The sequence below is a fragment of the Dietzia sp. DQ12-76 genome (assembly GCF_014145045.1).
Classification (GTDB): domain Bacteria; phylum Actinomycetota; class Actinomycetes; order Mycobacteriales; family Mycobacteriaceae; genus Dietzia.
Genome location: NZ_JAALDV010000214.1, coordinates 1 through 16160, shown reverse-complemented (window position 1 = coordinate 16160; position 16160 = coordinate 1). Strand labels below are relative to the sequence as shown.

The 16160-nt window shown below is 70.3% G+C and carries 16 protein-coding genes; 11 read left to right on the top strand and 5 right to left on the bottom strand.

Features of this window, described 5'->3' with window-relative positions:
* The first annotated feature begins 205 nt into the window (after positions 1–205).
* Positions 206–1069 carry an alpha/beta hydrolase gene (locus G6019_RS08370; protein WP_182612460.1) on the top strand — a complete coding sequence of 288 codons (864 nt, stop codon included), beginning with the start codon at positions 206–208 and terminating at the stop codon, positions 1067–1069.
* A 69-nt stretch (positions 1070–1138) separates the two neighbouring features.
* On the opposite strand, the gene G6019_RS08365 is transcribed toward G6019_RS08370, so the two are convergent.
* On the bottom strand, positions 1139–2392 hold the full coding sequence (locus G6019_RS08365; RefSeq protein WP_182612459.1) for a CHAP domain-containing protein: 1254 nt from the start codon (positions 2390–2392) through the stop codon (positions 1139–1141).
* Positions 2393–2572: 180 nt separating this feature from the next.
* Between G6019_RS08365 and G6019_RS08360 the strand changes: the two genes are divergently transcribed.
* Entirely contained in the window at positions 2573–3466 is an 894-nt protein-coding gene (locus G6019_RS08360; protein WP_182612457.1) for a phosphoribosylaminoimidazolesuccinocarboxamide synthase, read from the top strand.
* Positions 3463–5700, top strand: coding sequence for a S9 family peptidase (locus tag G6019_RS08355; protein WP_182612456.1), 2238 nt, complete (start codon positions 3463–3465; stop codon positions 5698–5700). The genes G6019_RS08360 and G6019_RS08355 overlap by 4 nt, the downstream gene beginning before the upstream one ends.
* 174 nt (positions 5701–5874) lie before the next feature.
* On the opposite strand, the gene G6019_RS08350 is transcribed toward G6019_RS08355, so the two are convergent.
* Both G6019_RS08350 and G6019_RS08345 read right to left on the bottom strand, forming a co-directional pair.
* Positions 5875–6402 (bottom strand): hypothetical protein, encoded by a 528-nt coding sequence (locus G6019_RS08350; protein ID WP_107755782.1) that lies wholly within the window; start codon positions 6400–6402, stop codon positions 5875–5877.
* Positions 6399–6695, bottom strand: coding sequence for a helix-turn-helix transcriptional regulator (locus G6019_RS08345; protein ID WP_182612074.1), 297 nt, complete (start codon positions 6693–6695; stop codon positions 6399–6401). Before G6019_RS08345 ends, G6019_RS08350 begins: the two co-directional genes overlap by 4 nt.
* Before the next feature lie 63 nt (positions 6696–6758).
* On the opposite strand from G6019_RS08345, the gene G6019_RS08340 reads away from it, so the two are divergent.
* From G6019_RS08340 to purQ, 4 genes are all read left to right on the top strand, one after another.
* Positions 6759–7250 carry a glutathione peroxidase gene (locus G6019_RS08340; protein WP_182612073.1) on the top strand — a complete coding sequence of 164 codons (492 nt, stop codon included), beginning with the start codon at positions 6759–6761 and terminating at the stop codon, positions 7248–7250.
* 126 nt (positions 7251–7376) lie between these two features.
* A complete protein-coding gene (locus G6019_RS08335) occupies positions 7377–8096 on the top strand; it encodes a DUF2334 domain-containing protein (protein ID WP_107757982.1) in 720 nt (239 codons plus the stop codon).
* 98 nt (positions 8097–8194) lie between these two features.
* Positions 8195–8449 (top strand): phosphoribosylformylglycinamidine synthase subunit PurS, encoded by a 255-nt coding sequence (gene purS, locus G6019_RS08330; RefSeq protein WP_182612072.1) that lies wholly within the window; start codon positions 8195–8197, stop codon positions 8447–8449.
* The gene (gene purQ, locus G6019_RS08325) at positions 8446–9123 is read left to right on the top strand and encodes a phosphoribosylformylglycinamidine synthase subunit PurQ (protein WP_182612071.1); all 678 of its coding nucleotides are present in this window, start codon (positions 8446–8448) and stop codon (positions 9121–9123) included. The genes purS and purQ overlap by 4 nt, the downstream gene beginning before the upstream one ends.
* 79 nt (positions 9124–9202) lie before the next feature.
* On the opposite strand, the gene G6019_RS08320 is transcribed toward purQ, so the two are convergent.
* Positions 9203–9394: a hypothetical protein gene (locus tag G6019_RS08320; protein ID WP_107755787.1), complete on the bottom strand. Its 192-nt coding sequence runs from the start codon at positions 9392–9394 to the stop codon at positions 9203–9205.
* Between the two features lie 295 nt (positions 9395–9689).
* Between G6019_RS08320 and G6019_RS08315 the strand changes: the two genes are divergently transcribed.
* From G6019_RS08315 to G6019_RS08305, 3 genes are all read left to right on the top strand, one after another.
* Positions 9690–10901 (top strand): saccharopine dehydrogenase family protein, encoded by a 1212-nt coding sequence (locus G6019_RS08315; RefSeq protein ID WP_182612070.1) that lies wholly within the window; start codon positions 9690–9692, stop codon positions 10899–10901.
* Between the two features lie 53 nt (positions 10902–10954).
* On the top strand, positions 10955–13255 hold the full coding sequence (purL, locus tag G6019_RS08310; RefSeq protein WP_107755789.1) for a phosphoribosylformylglycinamidine synthase subunit PurL: 2301 nt from the start codon (positions 10955–10957) through the stop codon (positions 13253–13255).
* 69 nt (positions 13256–13324) lie between these two features.
* Entirely contained in the window at positions 13325–13993 is a 669-nt protein-coding gene (locus G6019_RS08305; RefSeq protein WP_182612069.1) for a YoaK family protein, read from the top strand.
* A 47-nt stretch (positions 13994–14040) separates the two neighbouring features.
* On the opposite strand, the gene G6019_RS08300 is transcribed toward G6019_RS08305, so the two are convergent.
* A complete protein-coding gene (locus G6019_RS08300; protein WP_107755791.1) occupies positions 14041–15177 on the bottom strand; it encodes a hypothetical protein in 1137 nt (378 codons plus the stop codon).
* A gap of 61 nt (positions 15178–15238) precedes the next feature.
* Here G6019_RS08300 and G6019_RS08295 point away from each other — a divergent pair.
* Positions 15239–16160, top strand: a 922-nt coding sequence (locus G6019_RS08295) for an LssY C-terminal domain-containing protein (RefSeq protein ID WP_241725942.1), incomplete at its 3' end; no start/stop codon positions are given.

Genomic DNA, 16160 nt, shown 5'->3' with positions numbered 1-16160 from the left:
GCGCGGCGCTCGAGGGGGCACTGGCCGATCGCGCCGCGTTCATCGGTGCCGCCGGTGATCAGGTCGACGCCGTGGCCGCGCGCGTCGAGGCGCTGGTGGCCCGCAACCCGGAGGCGGCCGGATACACACCCGGATCGATCCTCTGACACACCTGCGGCCGGCCGATCCGCGCCGCGGGGACCTGGCCGGGGGATAGTCTCGGCGCATGCGCGAGACCATCATCCCCGTCCCCGGTACACAAGGCCTGCAGGCGACACTTCACCACGCCGAGGAGCCGCGGGCACTGCTGCTCCTGGTCCACGGCTTCGGAGAGCACTCCGGTCGCTACGGGCGGACGATCCGGTTCCTGGTGGACCGGGGGGTCAGCGTGGTCTCCTACGACCTGCGGGGACACGGCACCGCCCCCGGACCGCGGGCCAGGGTCTCCACGGAGACCCATATGCGGGACAACCTGGCCGTCCGCGACGCCGTCCTGGAATGGACCCGGACCCCCGAGGGCGCGGGGACCGGGTCCCTGCCCCGTCTCCTCATGGGGCACTCGATGGGTGGGTTGATCGCCGGGGAGTCCGCTCTCCGGCGCCCGTGGGACCTGGTGGGACTGATCCTGTCCTCTCCCGGCATCGTCGTGGGCGAGAGCACACCCGCGCCGCTCCGGGCCGCAGCCCCGGTGATCGCCCGGCTCCTGCCTTTCCTGCCCGTGGAGAAGCTGGACCCGAACGAGATCTCCCGCGTTCCCGAGTACGTGGCGGACTACACCTCCGACCCGCTCGTGCACCACAAAGGGGTGCCGGCGCTGGCCGCAGGGACGCTGCTCGCGGGCGGGCAGAAGTTCCTGGAGCGCTCGAGCGCCCTGCGGTTGCCGACCCTGGTGATCAACGGTTCTGCGGACTCCATCACCTCACCGACGGGTGCGCGCCGGTTCGCCCAGGTCGCGGGATCGGACCACGACCCGCGGCCGGAGATCACCTATCGGGAGTTCGAGGGCGGCCTGCACGAGCTGTTCAACGACCTGTGTGCGGACCAGGCGTACGCGGCGCTCGGGGAGTGGCTGGACGCGCGGTTGGGCTGAGGTCGGGTCCGCGGAGCGGGGCGCACCGGAATCCGGTGCGCCCCGTGTCACGTGCAGAGCTGGAGAGCGTCAACTCCCCAGCGAACCCGCGCCCAGACCGGGCGCGGCGGCGGCCTCGATGCTCACCGTCTTGCAGCCCAGCGAGGTGTTGTTCCACCCGACGCCCGTATTGATGGCGTAGACACAGACCTTCTGGGTTCCGGTCTTCTTCACGGCGAGCCGGTTGTCGAAACCGTGGTTCCCGGAGATCCCATGTGCGTTGTTCACGTCGGACCTGGCCACATCGGCCCTGATCTTGTGGACCTCCACGTTGGCGCTCCCGGCCTCTCCGCCGACGTAGACGTGCATCTCTAGCGCAGTGCTCGTCTTACTCCGGTCGAATGACCACCCCTTGACGTCGATCGTTCCGGGGACGGACGACGCGGCGGTTTCGAATTTCCCCAGGGGGTTGGGGTCGGGGATGGTGATCGTCCTGCAGCTGATGAGCGCGTTGCCACCGTTCCCCACGCCGATCGCGTACGCGCAGACCTGCTGGGAGCCCACTTTCCTGGAGTTGATGAACGAGTCGAAGCCGTGGTTTCCCGAGATATTGTGGGTCGAGTTGACGTCGGGCCGGCTCTTGTCAGCGCGGATCTCGTGGCCCTCGACGCCGGGAGCGCCGGCTTGACCGCCGATGTAGACGTGGACCGCGAGCGAACGGGCGGCGTCGTCCCTGTCGAATGCCCAGCCGCGGACCGCGATCCGGCCGGGTTCGGCCACGGCGACCGAGTCGAAGTGGCCCACCGGGGCGTGCCCTGTCGGCGCTGGCGGAGTCAGGTTCTTCGGCCGTAGGTAGCCGATGATCCCTGCTTTGCTCATCGAGATGATCTCTGTCGGGGTGGTGCCGTTGTACGGGGCGTGGTTGTTCTGGCTGAGGATGCGGACGCTCCCGCCCTGGTCGGCCAGGACGATCCCGGCGTGGCCGTATCCACCTCCGACCGAGGCTCCCCACACCGCGACGTCGCCTTTGACGGGCGCGGTTCCGGATCCGAGCTTGTGATAGTGGGTCCCCGAGGCGTTTCCGAAGAGGTCCTTGGCGTTGCCGGACAACCGGGGCGCACCGACCACATCGCGGTTGTAGAACTGGATGAGGTCGACGCACTGGGCTCCGTAGGCTCCGTCGAAGTCCCACTTCCCACCATTGTGTTTGGCCACGAACTGGTCCACGGACATGGCGGCGTGGGCCGGCGCGGGGACGGCGATCGTCGAGATGGCCAGGGCGAAGAGAGACAGGAGTGCGGCCAGGAGGAGGCGGACTCTCCTGCCGGGCGCGAGCGGGGACAAGGTGGTCGTGGCGACTCCATGGTCTCGGGTGCAGGGGGTGAGCTGCCGTCCTGCGTCGGTGATCGGGTCAGGCAATTCTCTGCGCCGTCTGTTCCGCTGTCTGTCCTGCGTTCGAGCGACATCAGTGCAGCCTGACTGCACCGTGGGCCGCACCGACCCCCTCCGACTACGCTGACGCCCATGCGACCCGAGCTCTCCTCCTACCGCCATCTCGCCGCCGGGAAGGTCCGCGAGTTATACGAGATCGACGGCGAGACGCTGCTCCTGGTGGCCACCGACCGGATCTCGGCGTACGACCATGTGCTCGGCACGCCGATTCCCGACAAGGGCCGTGTGCTCACCGCCATGAGCGCCTACTTCTTCGACGCCCTCGAGGTGCCGAACCACCTCGCGGGGCCTCTGGACGACGATCGGATCCCCGCCGAGGTGCTCGGCCGGGCGATGGTCGTGCGCCGCCTGGACATGGTGCAGGCCGAGTGTGTCGCCCGTGGGTACCTGACCGGGTCCGGGATGGTCGAGTACCGCGAGTCGGGGTCGGTGTGCGGTGTCGAGCTCCCCGAGGGGCTCGTCGAGGCCAGCCGACTGCCGGAGCCGATCTTCACGCCCGCCACCAAGGCGGCGGTGGGCGACCATGACGAGAACATCTCGTTCGAGCAGCTCTCCGGGATCGTCGGCGACGAGCTGGCCGGCCGGCTCCGGACCGCCACCCTGGAGGTGTACGCGAGGGCGGCAGAGATGGCCGCCGACCGCGGGCTGCTGCTGGCGGACACGAAGTTCGAGTTCGGGTTGTCCGAGGGCGAGTTGATCCTGGCCGACGAGGTGCTCACCCCGGACTCCTCCCGGTACTGGCCGGCGGACGGGTACGAGGCCGGCCGCGTCCAGCCGAGCTTCGACAAGCAGTACGTGCGCGACTGGCTCACCGGCCCGGACTCGGGTTGGGACCGATCCTCGGATTCACCGCCGCCCCCGCTCCCGCCGGAGGTGGTCGAGGCGACCCGGGCACGGTACGTCGAGGCGTACGAGCGGATCTCCGGCCTGCGGTTCTCGGAGTGGCTCGGCGGTGAGTCCGCATGAGCGCCTATGACGCCACCGGCAGCGGGACCGACACCACCGCCACCGATCAGCGGGTCCCCGCGCCTCCCCGGGCCGAGCGCCGCCCCCACCGCCGTGAGCACCACGGCCGCGTCTTCGTGGACGACTACGAGTGGCTGCGCGACAAGGACGCCCCGGCGACCCGCGAGTACCTGGAGGCGGAGAACGCGTACACGGACGCGATGACGGCCGGGCAGAAGCCGCTCGAGGACGAGGTCTACGAGGAGATCCGTTCCCGCGTCAAGGAGACCGACATGTCGGTTCCCGTGCGGGCCGCCGGCTGGTGGTACTTCTCCCGCACCTCGGAGGGCCTGTCCTACGCCCGGCACTGCCGCGTCCCCGTGCCTCCGGAGTTCGTGGCGGATCCCGGCGACCCGGCCGGGTGGGTCCCGCCGGAGGTCTCGCCCGGTGTCGAGCTCCCCGGCGAGCAGCTGCTGCTGGACGGTAACGCCGAGGCCGAGGGGCACGAGTATTTCGCGCTCGGCGCGTTCTCGGTCAGCCACGACGGCCGCGTCCTCGCCTGGGCCACCGACACCGAGGGCGACGAACGCTACACCCTCCGGTTCCGCTCCCTCGACCCGGACCACACGGCCCCGGACGAGGAGATCTCCGGGATCGCTGCCGGGGTCACCTGGTCACGCGACGGGCAGTACGTGTTCTACGTGACGGTCGATGAGGCGTGGCGACCCGACACCGTGTGGCGTCACCGCCTGGGGACGACCCGGGACGACGACGACGAGGTGTTCCACGAGCCCGACGAGTCCTATTGGATCGGGGTCGGTGAGACGCGCAGCGAGAAGTACCTGCAGATCGCCGCGGGGTCCAAGATCACCACCGAGGTGTGGTGCCTGAATTCCGCCGACCCGGCGGGCGAGTTCTGGTGCGTACGACCTCGCGAGGAGGGCGTCGAGTACGACGTCGAGCACGCGGTCGTCGGAGGCGAGGATCGCTTCCTCATCACCCACAACGCCGGTTCTCCCAACTTCGCCGTGGTCGAGGCGCCCGCCGGCCCGGTCGACGGCGACTTCCGCGATCTGAACCCGCTCGTGCCGCACCGCGACGACGTGCGGGTGGAGGGGGTCGACGCGTTCGCCCGTGTGCTGGTGCTCGGGTACCGGGAGCAGGCGCTGCCCCGGTTCTCCCTGATGCCGCTGGATCCCGCGTCGACCGGGGGTGTGGAGGCGTATTCCGGGTTCACCCCCGTGGACTTCGACGAGGAACTGTTCACCTCCGGCCCGGGGTCGAACCCGGAGTGGGACGCACCGGTGCTGAGGTTCGGGTTCGGCTCGTTCGTCACCCCGGGCCGCATCTACTCCCTGGCGCTGGCCACGGGGGAGCGGACCCTGTTGCGCGAGCAGGAGGTGCTGGGCGGCTACGACCCGGCCGGGTACGTGCAGCGCCGGGACTGGGCCACCGCCGGGGACGGCACCCAGGTGCCGATCTCCCTGGTGATGTCGCTGGAGACCGCAGCCCGGATCGACGCGGGCGAGCAGGTTCCGACCCTGCTGTACGGCTACGGTTCGTACGAGACCAGCATCGACCCCGCCTTCTCGGTGGCCCGGCTCTCGCTGCTCGACCGGGGGATGGCCTACGCGGTCGCGCACGTGCGGGGCGGCGGTGAGATGGGGCGCCTCTGGTACGAGCAGGGCAAGACCCTGACCAAGCGGAACACCTTCACGGACTTCGTCGACTGCGCGCGGCACCTGGTCGACTCCGGGCTCACCGCCCCGGACCGGTTGGTGGCGGAGGGCGGCAGCGCGGGTGGCCTGCTCATGGGCGCTGTGGCCAACCTCGCGCCGGAATTGTTCGTCGGCATCCAGGCGGTCGTCCCGTTCGTCGATCCGCTCACCTCGATCCTCATGCCCGAGCTGCCGCTCACGGTGATCGAGTGGGACGAGTGGGGGGATCCTCTGCATTCGCCGGAGGTCTACGACTACATGGCGTCCTATGCGCCGTACGAGAACATCGAGGCCAAGGACTACCCGGCGATCTTGGCAGTGACCTCGCTCAACGACACCCGGGTGCTCTACGTGGAGCCCGCCAAGTGGGTGGCCAGGCTCCGGGCGGTGTCCACCTCGGCTGATTCCGCGGAGCGCCCGGTCCTGCTGCGCTGCGAGATGAGTGCCGGCCATGGTGGCGTCTCCGGGCGGTACGAGCGCTGGCGCCAGACCGCGTTCGAGTACGCGTGGACGATCCGGACGGCAGGAGCCGGATAAGTTCCTCTCCCGCGCGCGGGCCGGCACACGCACCCGGCCGGCACACGCGCGCCCGGCCGGCACACGCGCCCGGCCGGCACACGCGCGCAAGCACTGCAGCCACACACGAAATCTCGCGTGTGGCTGCAGTGTTCGCGCGCGGTTGTGTCCGACAGTTGTTCTCGACGGTTGTGGTCAGCGCTCGTCGTCGTCGGCGGGGTCCATGGTCCCGGCCATCGCGGCGGCGGGGATGATCCCGCCGACGAAGACACCCAGGATCGCGACCCCGCCCATCGCGTAGGCGAGGCGATGGCCGTCCCCGAGTTCCAAGGAGGATCCGAAGACCAGCACGATCCCGGTCACGAAACAGAGTCCCACGAGCACCGACAGCGCGGTGGACCTGGCGCGCAGGAGTGTCTGCGTCTCGAACTCGTCGAGGTAGCGCGGCGGGGCGGTGTCCTTGACGTCGATGACGGTGCGCAGCATCGTCCACACCGTACAGATCGCCACCGCCATCGGCACCCAGGCGATCACGATGGGGAGCCAGAAGAACCCGGCCAGGGCGATCAGCGCCATGACCGCGACGCACGCCCAGTTCAACCGGACCAGCAGTCGGCGACGCTCGGGGGTGCGCCAGGAGGGCAGGCTGCCGGAGAGTCGGCCGACGGTCGTCTCGTAACGGCGCTCGGCGGCGGTCAGGGTGTCGTCGGCGATCGAGTTCATGGTGTGTCCTCTGCTCGTGGTGCGTCCGGTGGTGTGCGGCGGTAGATCTCGGTGGACATCGGCTGGAACTCGTCCCGGGAGAACACGGCCTCGACGGGCAGGTCGAACACCGCGCAGATGCGGAAGGCCAGATCCAGGCTGGGGTAGTGGTCGCCCCGTTCGAGCGCCCCCACGGTCTGGGGGTTGACCTCGATCCGTTCGGCGAGCGAGGCCCGGCTGAGTCGGTGCTCGGCCCGCAGGACGGCAATCCGGTTGTAGATGGGGAGCTTTTCTCCCCGTCGCACTGGGCTCATGCAATGCAGTGTTGTAAAAACCCAACGATCTGTCAAGTCTGCCGACGGCGTATTCTGGCTCACATGAGCAGCCTCCACGACATCACCTTCACGACCATCGACGGCGAACAGGCCCGGCTCGGTAACTACGCGGGGCACGCCGTCCTGGTGGTCAACGTGGCCAGCGAGTGTGGACTCACCCCGCAGTACGAGGGTCTGCAGGAACTGGCGGACGACTACCGGGACCGCGGGTTCTTCGTCCTGGGCTTCCCGTGCAACCAGTTCATGGGTCAGGAGCCCGGTGACGAGGACGCGATCAAGAAGTTCACCACCGAGAAGTACGGGATCTCCTTCCCGCTGGCGGCCAAGGTCGACGTCAACGGCCCGGATCGCCACCCGCTGTACGCGGAGCTGACCGCGGTCGCCGACGCCGACGGCCAGGCCGGTGACGTGCAGTGGAACTTCGAGAAATTCCTGCTCTCCCCCGCGGGAGAGGTCGTGGGTCGCTTCCGTCCCAAGGTGGAGCCGGGCGCCCCCGAGCTCACCGAGGCGATCGAGGACGTCCTCCCGGTCTGACCCCGTCCCGGCGCGTCACGTCCGGCCGGGGCGTCACGTCCGGCCGGGGCGTCACCTCCCGTAGGGCCACCGGACGTACACCTCGCCGTCGTCGCTCCGTCACATGGGGCTGCGACCATGGCGACCATGACATCGCGCCCGGCCACCGCCCGCCTCATCGTCTCCGTCTCGGGTCTGCGGGACTCCACTCTCGAGGGAGCGGTCGACCTGGTCGGCGACCTCGAACGGCGACGCGTGCCAGTCTCATTGCTCGTCGCGCCGAGGCGGGGGCGTGAATACCGGATGACCGAGGACCGGGCCACCCAGGGGTGGCTCCGGCACCGTCGCGAGCGGGGTGACTCGATCGTGCTGGGTGGATACGACGAGGCGGCTACCCGACCGCGCCGGCCCGAGTTCGCCGCGATCGGACCTGCGGAGGCGGCAGTCCGTCTCGCCGCTGCGGACCGGATCATGGCCGATATGGGCCTGAGGACGCGGCTTTTCGCACCTCCTCGGTGGAACGCCTCGCCGGGGTGCCTCGAGGCGCTGCCCGGCGCGGGCTTCCGGCTCTGCGCCTCCCTCGTCGGCGTCCATGACGTGGTCCGCGGGACCACGGAGCGTGGACGGGCGCTGTCGATCGGGGAGGGCTTCATCGCCGACGCCTGGTGGTGCCGGGCCCTCGTCACCGCAGCCTGTCGGACGGCGGCGTCGGGAGGTCTGGTGCGCGTCAACGTCTCCGCCACCCAGCTCTCGCGCCGCGCACCGCGGTCGGCGTTGTTGGACGCGGTGGATCGGGTGACCGGGGAGTACGGGGCGATCGCCGGCCGCTACGAATGGCCGGCGGTCGCACTGGCCCCCGCGGCCTGAGCCATTCGGTGGCCCCGCCGACTCCTAGTACGATTGGCAGCCGAGCCCCGGCCGGTCCGGGTCCGCCCCCGCGTTTCCACCGATCGAGGAGATCCACCGTGGCCCGAGTCGTCGTCGAAGTCATGCCCAAGGCCGAGATCCTCGATCCGCAGGGGCAGGCCATCCACCGGGCCCTGGGCCGTCTCGGCCACACGGGCGTGACCGACGTCCGTCAGGGCAAGCGGTTCGAGCTCGAGGTGTCCGACGAGGTGTCCGACGCCGAACTCGAGGAGATCGCGTCGTCGCTCCTGGCCAACACGGTCATCGAGGACTGGACGGTCGTGCGCGTGGACACCGCGGAGGTGGCCTCGTGAGCGCACGGGTCGGCGTCATCACCTTCCCCGGCACGCTCGACGACATCGACGCCTCGCGGGCCGTGACCAGGTCCGGCGCGGAGGCCGTCTCGTTGTGGCACGACGACGCCGACCTCAAGGGGGTCGACGCCGTGGTGGTGCCCGGCGGATTCTCCTACGGCGACTACCTGCGTTGCGGCGCGATCGCCTCGATGGCACCCGTCATGGGCGAGGTCATCGCGGCCGCCCGGGGAGGGATGCCGGTGCTGGGCATCTGCAACGGCTTCCAGATCCTGTGTGAGGCGGGCCTGCTGCCCGGTGCCCTCGGGCGCAACCGCGACATGCACTTCGTGTGCCGCGACGAGTGGCTGCGCGTGGAGAACACCGACACCGCGTGGACCGGGCGGTTCGAGCAGGGGGCCGAGATCCTCATCCCCCTCAAGTCCGGCGAGGGGCGCTTCATGGCCACGGCGGAGACGATCGCGCAGCTCGAGGGCGAGGGGCGAGTGGTGTTCCGCTTCGCCGGCGACGCCCCCAACGGATCGACCAACGGCATCGCCGGTATCTGCTCGGAGAACGGCCGGGTCGTGGGCCTCATGCCCCACCCGGAGCACGCGATCGACCCGCTGACCGGCCCCTCCGACGACGGCCTGGGGCTGTTCCTGTCCGCCCTCGACTCGGTGGTCACCGCCTGACCCGAGACCTCTACTCGCCACGACGGGCCCGCCGGGATCACTCCCGGCGGGCCCGTCGTTCAGCAGGGTGGGTCCGCGATCAGAAGGCCGGGGCGCTGCTCCCGATATCCGCCCCGGCTCCACCGAGGATGTTCAGCAGCAGGCCCGGGAGGATGAACGCGGCCTGCGTGAGGGTGTCCACCGCGGAGGACCCGGTGGGCTCGCCGACGCTGCCCGAGGCCTCTCCGATGATGGGAAGGATGATTTCGCTGACCGAACCGACGAGGTCCATGTGGTCTCCTTTACGTAACCGCCCCGAACGGTCTCGGGGTTGATGCCTGCCACCCTGGTGGTCGCAGGTACAGGCGAGTCTGCACCCGGAGTTGGACACGTGGGGACTATTGCGTCCAGTTCGTTACATTAGTGTTTGCTGAGATTCTGACCCTCGAGTGGGTGTGGGCAGACCGGAGCTCGGCGGATCGCCCGTCCTGCCGGCCCTCATGGATGCGGGCGTTCGATCCTCCGGACCGGCAGCGGTCGCCGGACCCGTGGACTGCGGTAGGCGTGGAATGCGGTAGAACCGTGGGGTGAGCGAATCCACCACCCAGCCCGAGTCCGCGTCCGACAGATCCCACCGGCCGTTCGACATCGTCGTCTACGGTGCGACCGGCTACACCGGCGGCCTGGTCGCCGACTACCTGATGCGCAACCTCCCCGAGGGGGGCGCGTGGGCGGTGGCGGGCCGGTCGAGGGTGAAGCTCGATGCGCTCGTGGCCAGGCTCAGCGCCGAGATGCCCGACGTCCCGGCCCCGGGGATCGTGGTGGCGGACACCGGGGATCCGGAGTCACTGGCGGACATGGCCGGGTCGGCCCGTGTCGTGCTCACCACCGTGGGCCCGTACCTCGAGTACGGCGAACCGCTCGTCGCCGCCTGTGCGGAGGCCGGTACCGACTACGTCGACCTCACGGGCGAGCCCGAGTTCGCCGACCGCATGTACCTCGAGTACCACGACACGGCCGTGGCCTCCGGCGCGCGCATCATCCACGCGTGCGGGTTCGACTCCATCCCCCACGACCTGGGCGTGTACTACACCATGAAGCAGGTCCCCGAGGGGGTACCGGTGGCCGTGTACGGCGCGGTCCACGCCGACGCCCAGTTCTCCGGCGGCACCTACCACTCGGCCATCGGCCAGTTCGCCAGGCTCCGCCAGGCCGCCCGCACCGCAAAGGCGCGGCGCGCGAAGGAGGGCAGGGTCGAGGGTCGGCGCATCAAGTCGGTGACGGGCAAGCCGCACCACGACAGCGTCCTCGGTCGCTGGTTGGTCCCCCTGCCCACGATCGACCCGCAGATCGTCCTGCGCTCGGCGGCCGCGTTGGAGAGCTACGGCCCGGACTTCAGCTACGCGCACTACGCCTCGGTCAAATCGCCTCTGACCGCGACGGCGGGCATGGTCGGGGTCGGGGCGCTGGCCGTGGGTGCGCAGATCGGCCCCATCAGGTCTCAGCTTCTCAAGAGGATCGATCGTGGCGCCGGGCCGAGCGAGTCCCGCCGCGCCCGGTCGTCGTTCGACGTGACCTTCGTGGCGTTGGCGGGTGGGCGTCGGGTGGTCACCCGGGTCTGCGGCGGTGACCCCGGATACACCGAGACCTCCATGATGATCGCGGAGTCGGCCCTGTGCCTGGCCTTCGACGAGCTCCCCGCTCTCGCGGGGCAACTCACCACCGCCCAGGCGATGGGGGACGCGCTCCTCGCGCGCGTCGAGCGCGGGGGTCTGACCTTCGAGGTGCTGTCCACCTAGCCCCGGCCGGGAGCGGATTCGCGGGCCGCCGGGGGCCGACTAGACTCGCCCCCGTGACGACTCACGTGGATTCCATCTCGCACGCCTCCGACACCCCCGAGCTCGCCCAGCCGTGGGCCGAACTCGGGCTGAAGGAGGACGAGTACGCCCGGATACGCGAGATCCTCGGCCGTCGGCCCACGGACGCCGAGCTGGCCATGTACTCGGTCATGTGGTCGGAGCACTGCTCGTACAAGTCCTCCAAGGTGCATCTGCGCTACTTCGGCGAGACGACGACGGACGAGATGCGATCCACCATGCTCGCGGGAATCGGCGAGAACGCCGGCGTGGTCGACATCGGTGACGGGTGGGCCGTGACGTTCAAGGTCGAGTCACACAACCACCCCTCCTACATCGAGCCGTACCAGGGCGCCGCGACCGGTGTCGGCGGGATCGTCCGCGACATCATGGCGATGGGCGCGCGCCCGGTGGCGGTCATGGACCAGCTGCGGTTCGGCCCGGCCGACGCGGACGACACCCACCGTGTGCTCCCGGGCGTCGTCGCGGGTGTCGGCGGTTACGGAAACTGCCTCGGTCTGCCGAACCTCGGCGGTGAGACCGTCTTCGATGAGTCCTATGCGGCCAACCCGCTGGTCAACGCCCTGTGTGCTGGCGTGATGCGGGTCGAGGACCTCCATCTCGCGTTCGCGTCCGGGACGGGGAACCGGATCATCCTCTTCGGCGCCCGGACAGGACTCGACGGGATCGGGGGAGTGTCCGTCCTCGCCTCCGAGACCTTCGAGGAGGACGAGCACGGCGCGCCCGTCAAGCCCCGCAAGCTCCCCAGCGTCCAGGTGGGGGACCCGTTCGCCGAGAAGGTGCTCATCGAGTGCTGTCTCGAGCTCTACCGCGAGGAGCTCGTGGTCGGGATCCAGGACCTCGGGGGAGCGGGTCTGGCCTGTGCCACCTCCGAACTCGCCGCGGCGGGTGACGGCGGGATGCACGTCGTGCTGGACAACGTGCCCCTGCGCGCCGAGGGGATGTCGGCGGCGGAGATCCTGTCGAGCGAGTCGCAGGAGCGGATGTGCGCCGTGGTGGCGCCGGAGAACGTGGACGCCTTCATGGAGGTGTGCCGCCGGTGGGACGTGTTGGCCACCGACATCGGTGAGGTCACCGACGGCGACCGGCTCACCATCGAGTTCCGCGGCGAGACCGTGGTGGACGTCCCCCCGCGCACCGTGGCCCACGACGGCCCGGTCTACGATCGCCCCCTGGAGCGCCCGGCGGACCAGGACGCCCTGCAGGCGGACACCACCGCCTCGTTGGCGCGGCCGACCACCGGCGAGGAACTGCGTCGCACGCTCCTCGACATGGTGGCCAGCCCCGCACTGTGTTCGCGCAAGTTCATCACCGAGCAGTACGACCGCTACGTGCGCGGGAACACGGTCCTGGCGGAGAACGCGGACGGCGGGGTCCTGCGGATCGATGAGGAGTCGGGCCGCGGCATCGCGCTGTCGACCGACGCCTCGGGGCGCTACACCAGGCTGGACCCGTACACTGGCGCCCGCCTCGCGTTGGCCGAGGCGTACCGGAACGTGGCCGTCACCGGCGCGCTCCCGGTCGCCGTGACCAACTGCCTCAATTTCGGCTCCCCCGAGGACCCCGGCGTCATGTGGCAGTTCCGCGAGGCCGTCCACGGCCTGGCAGACGGCTGCGCCGAGCTCGGCATCCCCGTGACCGGTGGAAATGTGTCCTTCTACAACCAGACCGGGTCCACACCCATCCTGCCCACTCCCGTCGTGGGGGTGCTCGGGGTGATCGACGACGTCGCGCGTCGTATCCCGACCGCGTTCGGAGACACCCCGGGCGAGAGCGTCTACCTGCTCGGTGAGACCCGGGACGAGCTCGACGGTTCGATCTGGGCGCAGGTCGCCCACCAGCACCTCGGCGGCATGCCCCCGACGGTCGACCTCGAGTGGGAGGCCACGCTCGCCCGGATCCTGGCCACGTGCTCCAAGGACGGCCTGATCACCGGCGCACACGACCTGTCGGAGGGCGGGCTCGCCCAGGCGCTCGTGGAGTCGGCCCTCGCCGGGGAGTGCGGCCTCAGAGTGGTGTTGCCCGCCGACGCGGACCCGTTCGTGTGGCTGTTCTCCGAATCCTCCGGCCGCGTGATCGTGTCGGTTCCCCGGGGCGAGGAGATCCGGTTCCAGCAGATGCTCACGGCACAGCACATCCCGCACACCCGCATCGCCGTCACGGACCCGGACTCGGAGGCCTTCGAGGTCCAGGGGCAGTTCACCCTCACCACCGCCGACCTGCGCGCGGCCCACGAGGGGACGCTGCCGGAGTTGTTCGGCGTCGACCCCGTGTGAGACCCCTCCTCCGGAGTCAGACCGCTCCGAGTACGGTCGCTCCGAATGCGGCCGCTCGGAGGTGGTCCGATGCGTGACCTCCGCAGGCGCGAGCGGGTGCTCGCGGTGGTCCTGGCCGGCACGGCGGGCTTCGTCGACGCGGTCGGCTTCCTGGTGGTGGGCGGTTACTTCGTCTCGTTCATGAGTGGTAACTCCACCCGGCTGGCCGTCGATCTGGTGGAGGGGGACCTCGGGGGCGCGGGCATCGCGGCCGTCGTCCTGGTCTCGTTCTTCCTCGGAGCGGTCGCGGGAGCGGTGGTGACCCGGCTCCGGCCCGGGGACGACCGCCCGGCCGTCCTGGCCCTGGTCGCCTCCTTGCTGTTGCTATCGCTCGCGGTGCACCAGCTCACCGCGGCCACGGTCGTCGGGGCGCCGGCGTCGATGACTGTCGTCGCGGCCTCGATGGGGGCCATGAACTCGGTGTTCCACTCCAGGGGCGAGGTCTCGCTGGGGGTCACCTACATGACCGGTGCGGTGGTCAAGTCCGCACATCGCCTGGTGGATGCGCTGGCGGGGGGGTCGTGGGCGCCCTATCGTCAGCAGGTCTCGCTCTGGGCGGCACTCGCGCTGGGCGGTGTGGCGGGCGCGGTACTCCAGATCGTCCTCGGCGTGGCCGCGCTGGGCGTCGCCGCGGCGGTCGTGGCCGTCGCCCTGTTCGTGACCGTGTGGGTGCGCGGGCGGGAGCGCCGAGGGGCGTGAGGCAGGGGGCCGAGGTGGGGCCCGAGGCCGGGACCAGAGGGCCTGGTTCAGCCTCGTCGCCGTGCCCGCAGATAGGCCTCCCGCGCGGCGAGGCCATGGACCACCTCGTCGATCATGGGACGGACGAACCGCGCGCGGTGCGCGGAGTCTGAGGCCGCCGCGGCGGCCAGGTTGAGGGCGGAGAACGCGGCGAGGGTGAGCGAGACCCGCACCAGGGTCACGCTGACCGGGACGCCTGCCAGCAGGCCGCCGAGACCCTCCGTCGTCCAGAGCGTCCACCGGGTCTCGGTGGCCTCGGGGATCGCTATCCACCCCAGGAAGACGAAGAACAGGAAGACCAGGCAGGCGAACAGCGCGGCCTGGATCAGGGTGGCGATCACCGGGACCAGCAGGACGTTGATCCGTTCGGCGATCCGCAGTTCCCGGCCCGGCGCCCGGGCCTCCAACTCGTCGTGGAGGTCGTCGCGCGTGGTGATGGTCACGAGGAGGACCGTGAGCAGGCCCATGACGCCCACCACGGCGAAGGTCCGCGGCCAGGACAGGGCCACCATCACCTGCCAGATCTCCGCGCTGAAGAACAGGAAGAGCACGGCCAACATGAGGACCGGCAGGACCCGGGCCACCATGTGGCCCATGGTCCCCAGCTCGCGCCGGACCCGCCGTGCGGACCAGCGCACGAGCGAGCCCGCGCCGACGTAGGTGCCCACCAGGACCCCCGCCGCGAGCAGAACGGTCGTGCCCGGGCCGGGGCCGTCATGGGGTTCGAAGGACAGCGGGGCCGCCACGACGAGCGCGACCGCCGAGGCGAGCCCGATGACGGACCCGGGCAATGGGCCCACGCGACGGACCACGCGGGCCACGAACCAGCCGAGGATCGGCGCCGCGATGAACAGTCCGAGTGCCAACAGGAGCAGGAGGATGATCGGATCGCTCACCGCCAGCTCCTCCCATTCGGGGGAGTCCTCTCCGACCCGCTCGAGCAGCGCCACCGCGTAGTCGTTCGAGCGGTCCAGTGCGGAGAGACCCGAGGTGGCCACCGCGAGGCCCGCGCTGACCCCGGCCGAACGGACGAGGATCTCCCGGGCCCGCGTGGACGGGACGATCATCATCGGCAGGCCGAGGTCCCGCAGGTGATCCTCGTGGGCGCCGAGGCTGCTGGCCGGCGTCGGAGCTGTCGTGGACACGGGGGATATTCTGGCAGTCATCGTGCTCCACGCGGACCGTACCGCGGACTATCGTCGAGCCATGCCCACCAGCGAGCGACCGGTCACGTCGCCCGGCGCGGAATCGGACGACCCTGCCGGGCCGGCCGGGCCGGAGACACAGGCCGGGCCCCCGGTCTACGCCCGCCTGCCGTCCAAGGTGCGGGACGACGACGTCCGTCCGGCGCTGCCGGGTCAGATCGTCGACACGGTGTTCTTCGCCCTGGCCACCCTCTCGGCCGGATGGTTGGGCTGGCGACTGTTGGACGAGGTGTGGCGCCACACGTGGTGGCACCTGTTCCTGCTGATCCCGTTCTGGGCGCTCGTGGCCTATCTGGTCCTGCCCCGCCTGCAGACCATGATCACCTCGGTCTACGTGCCCGGGTACTTCATCGCCCGCACCCGGACGTCAGACGGTCTGCTGGGGGACCCGGTCAACCTGGCCGTCGACGGCACGGCCCGGCAGATCCACGAGGCCATGACGGCCTGTGGTTGGGTGCTGGCCGACGACGTCACGGTCCGCTCGTCCTGGGGCATCATCCTGTCCTCGGTGCTGCGGCGGTCCTACCCCTCGGCGCCGGTGAGCCCCCTGCGGCTCTTCGGCCGGAGGCAGTGCCTGGCATACCAACAGGAGGTGGAGGGCAACGCGGCGCAGCGACATCACGTCCGGTTCTGGCGGTGCCCCGACGGCTGGCTGCTGCCCGGCGGCCATCGCGTGCAGTGGCTCGGGGCGGGAACCTACGACAGGGCGGTGGGGCTGTCGCTGTTCACCCTGCAGGTGACCCACAAGATCGACGCGGACATCGACGTGGAGCGCGACTACATCGTGGCCTCGATCCGGTACCACGTCCCCGCCGCGGAGGTCCGCGTACTCGAGAACTTCTCGGCCGGGTATCACTCCCGGAACGGCGGGGGCGACGCGATCCGCACGGACGGCGACCTGCCGGTGGTGGACCTGCGGGCCG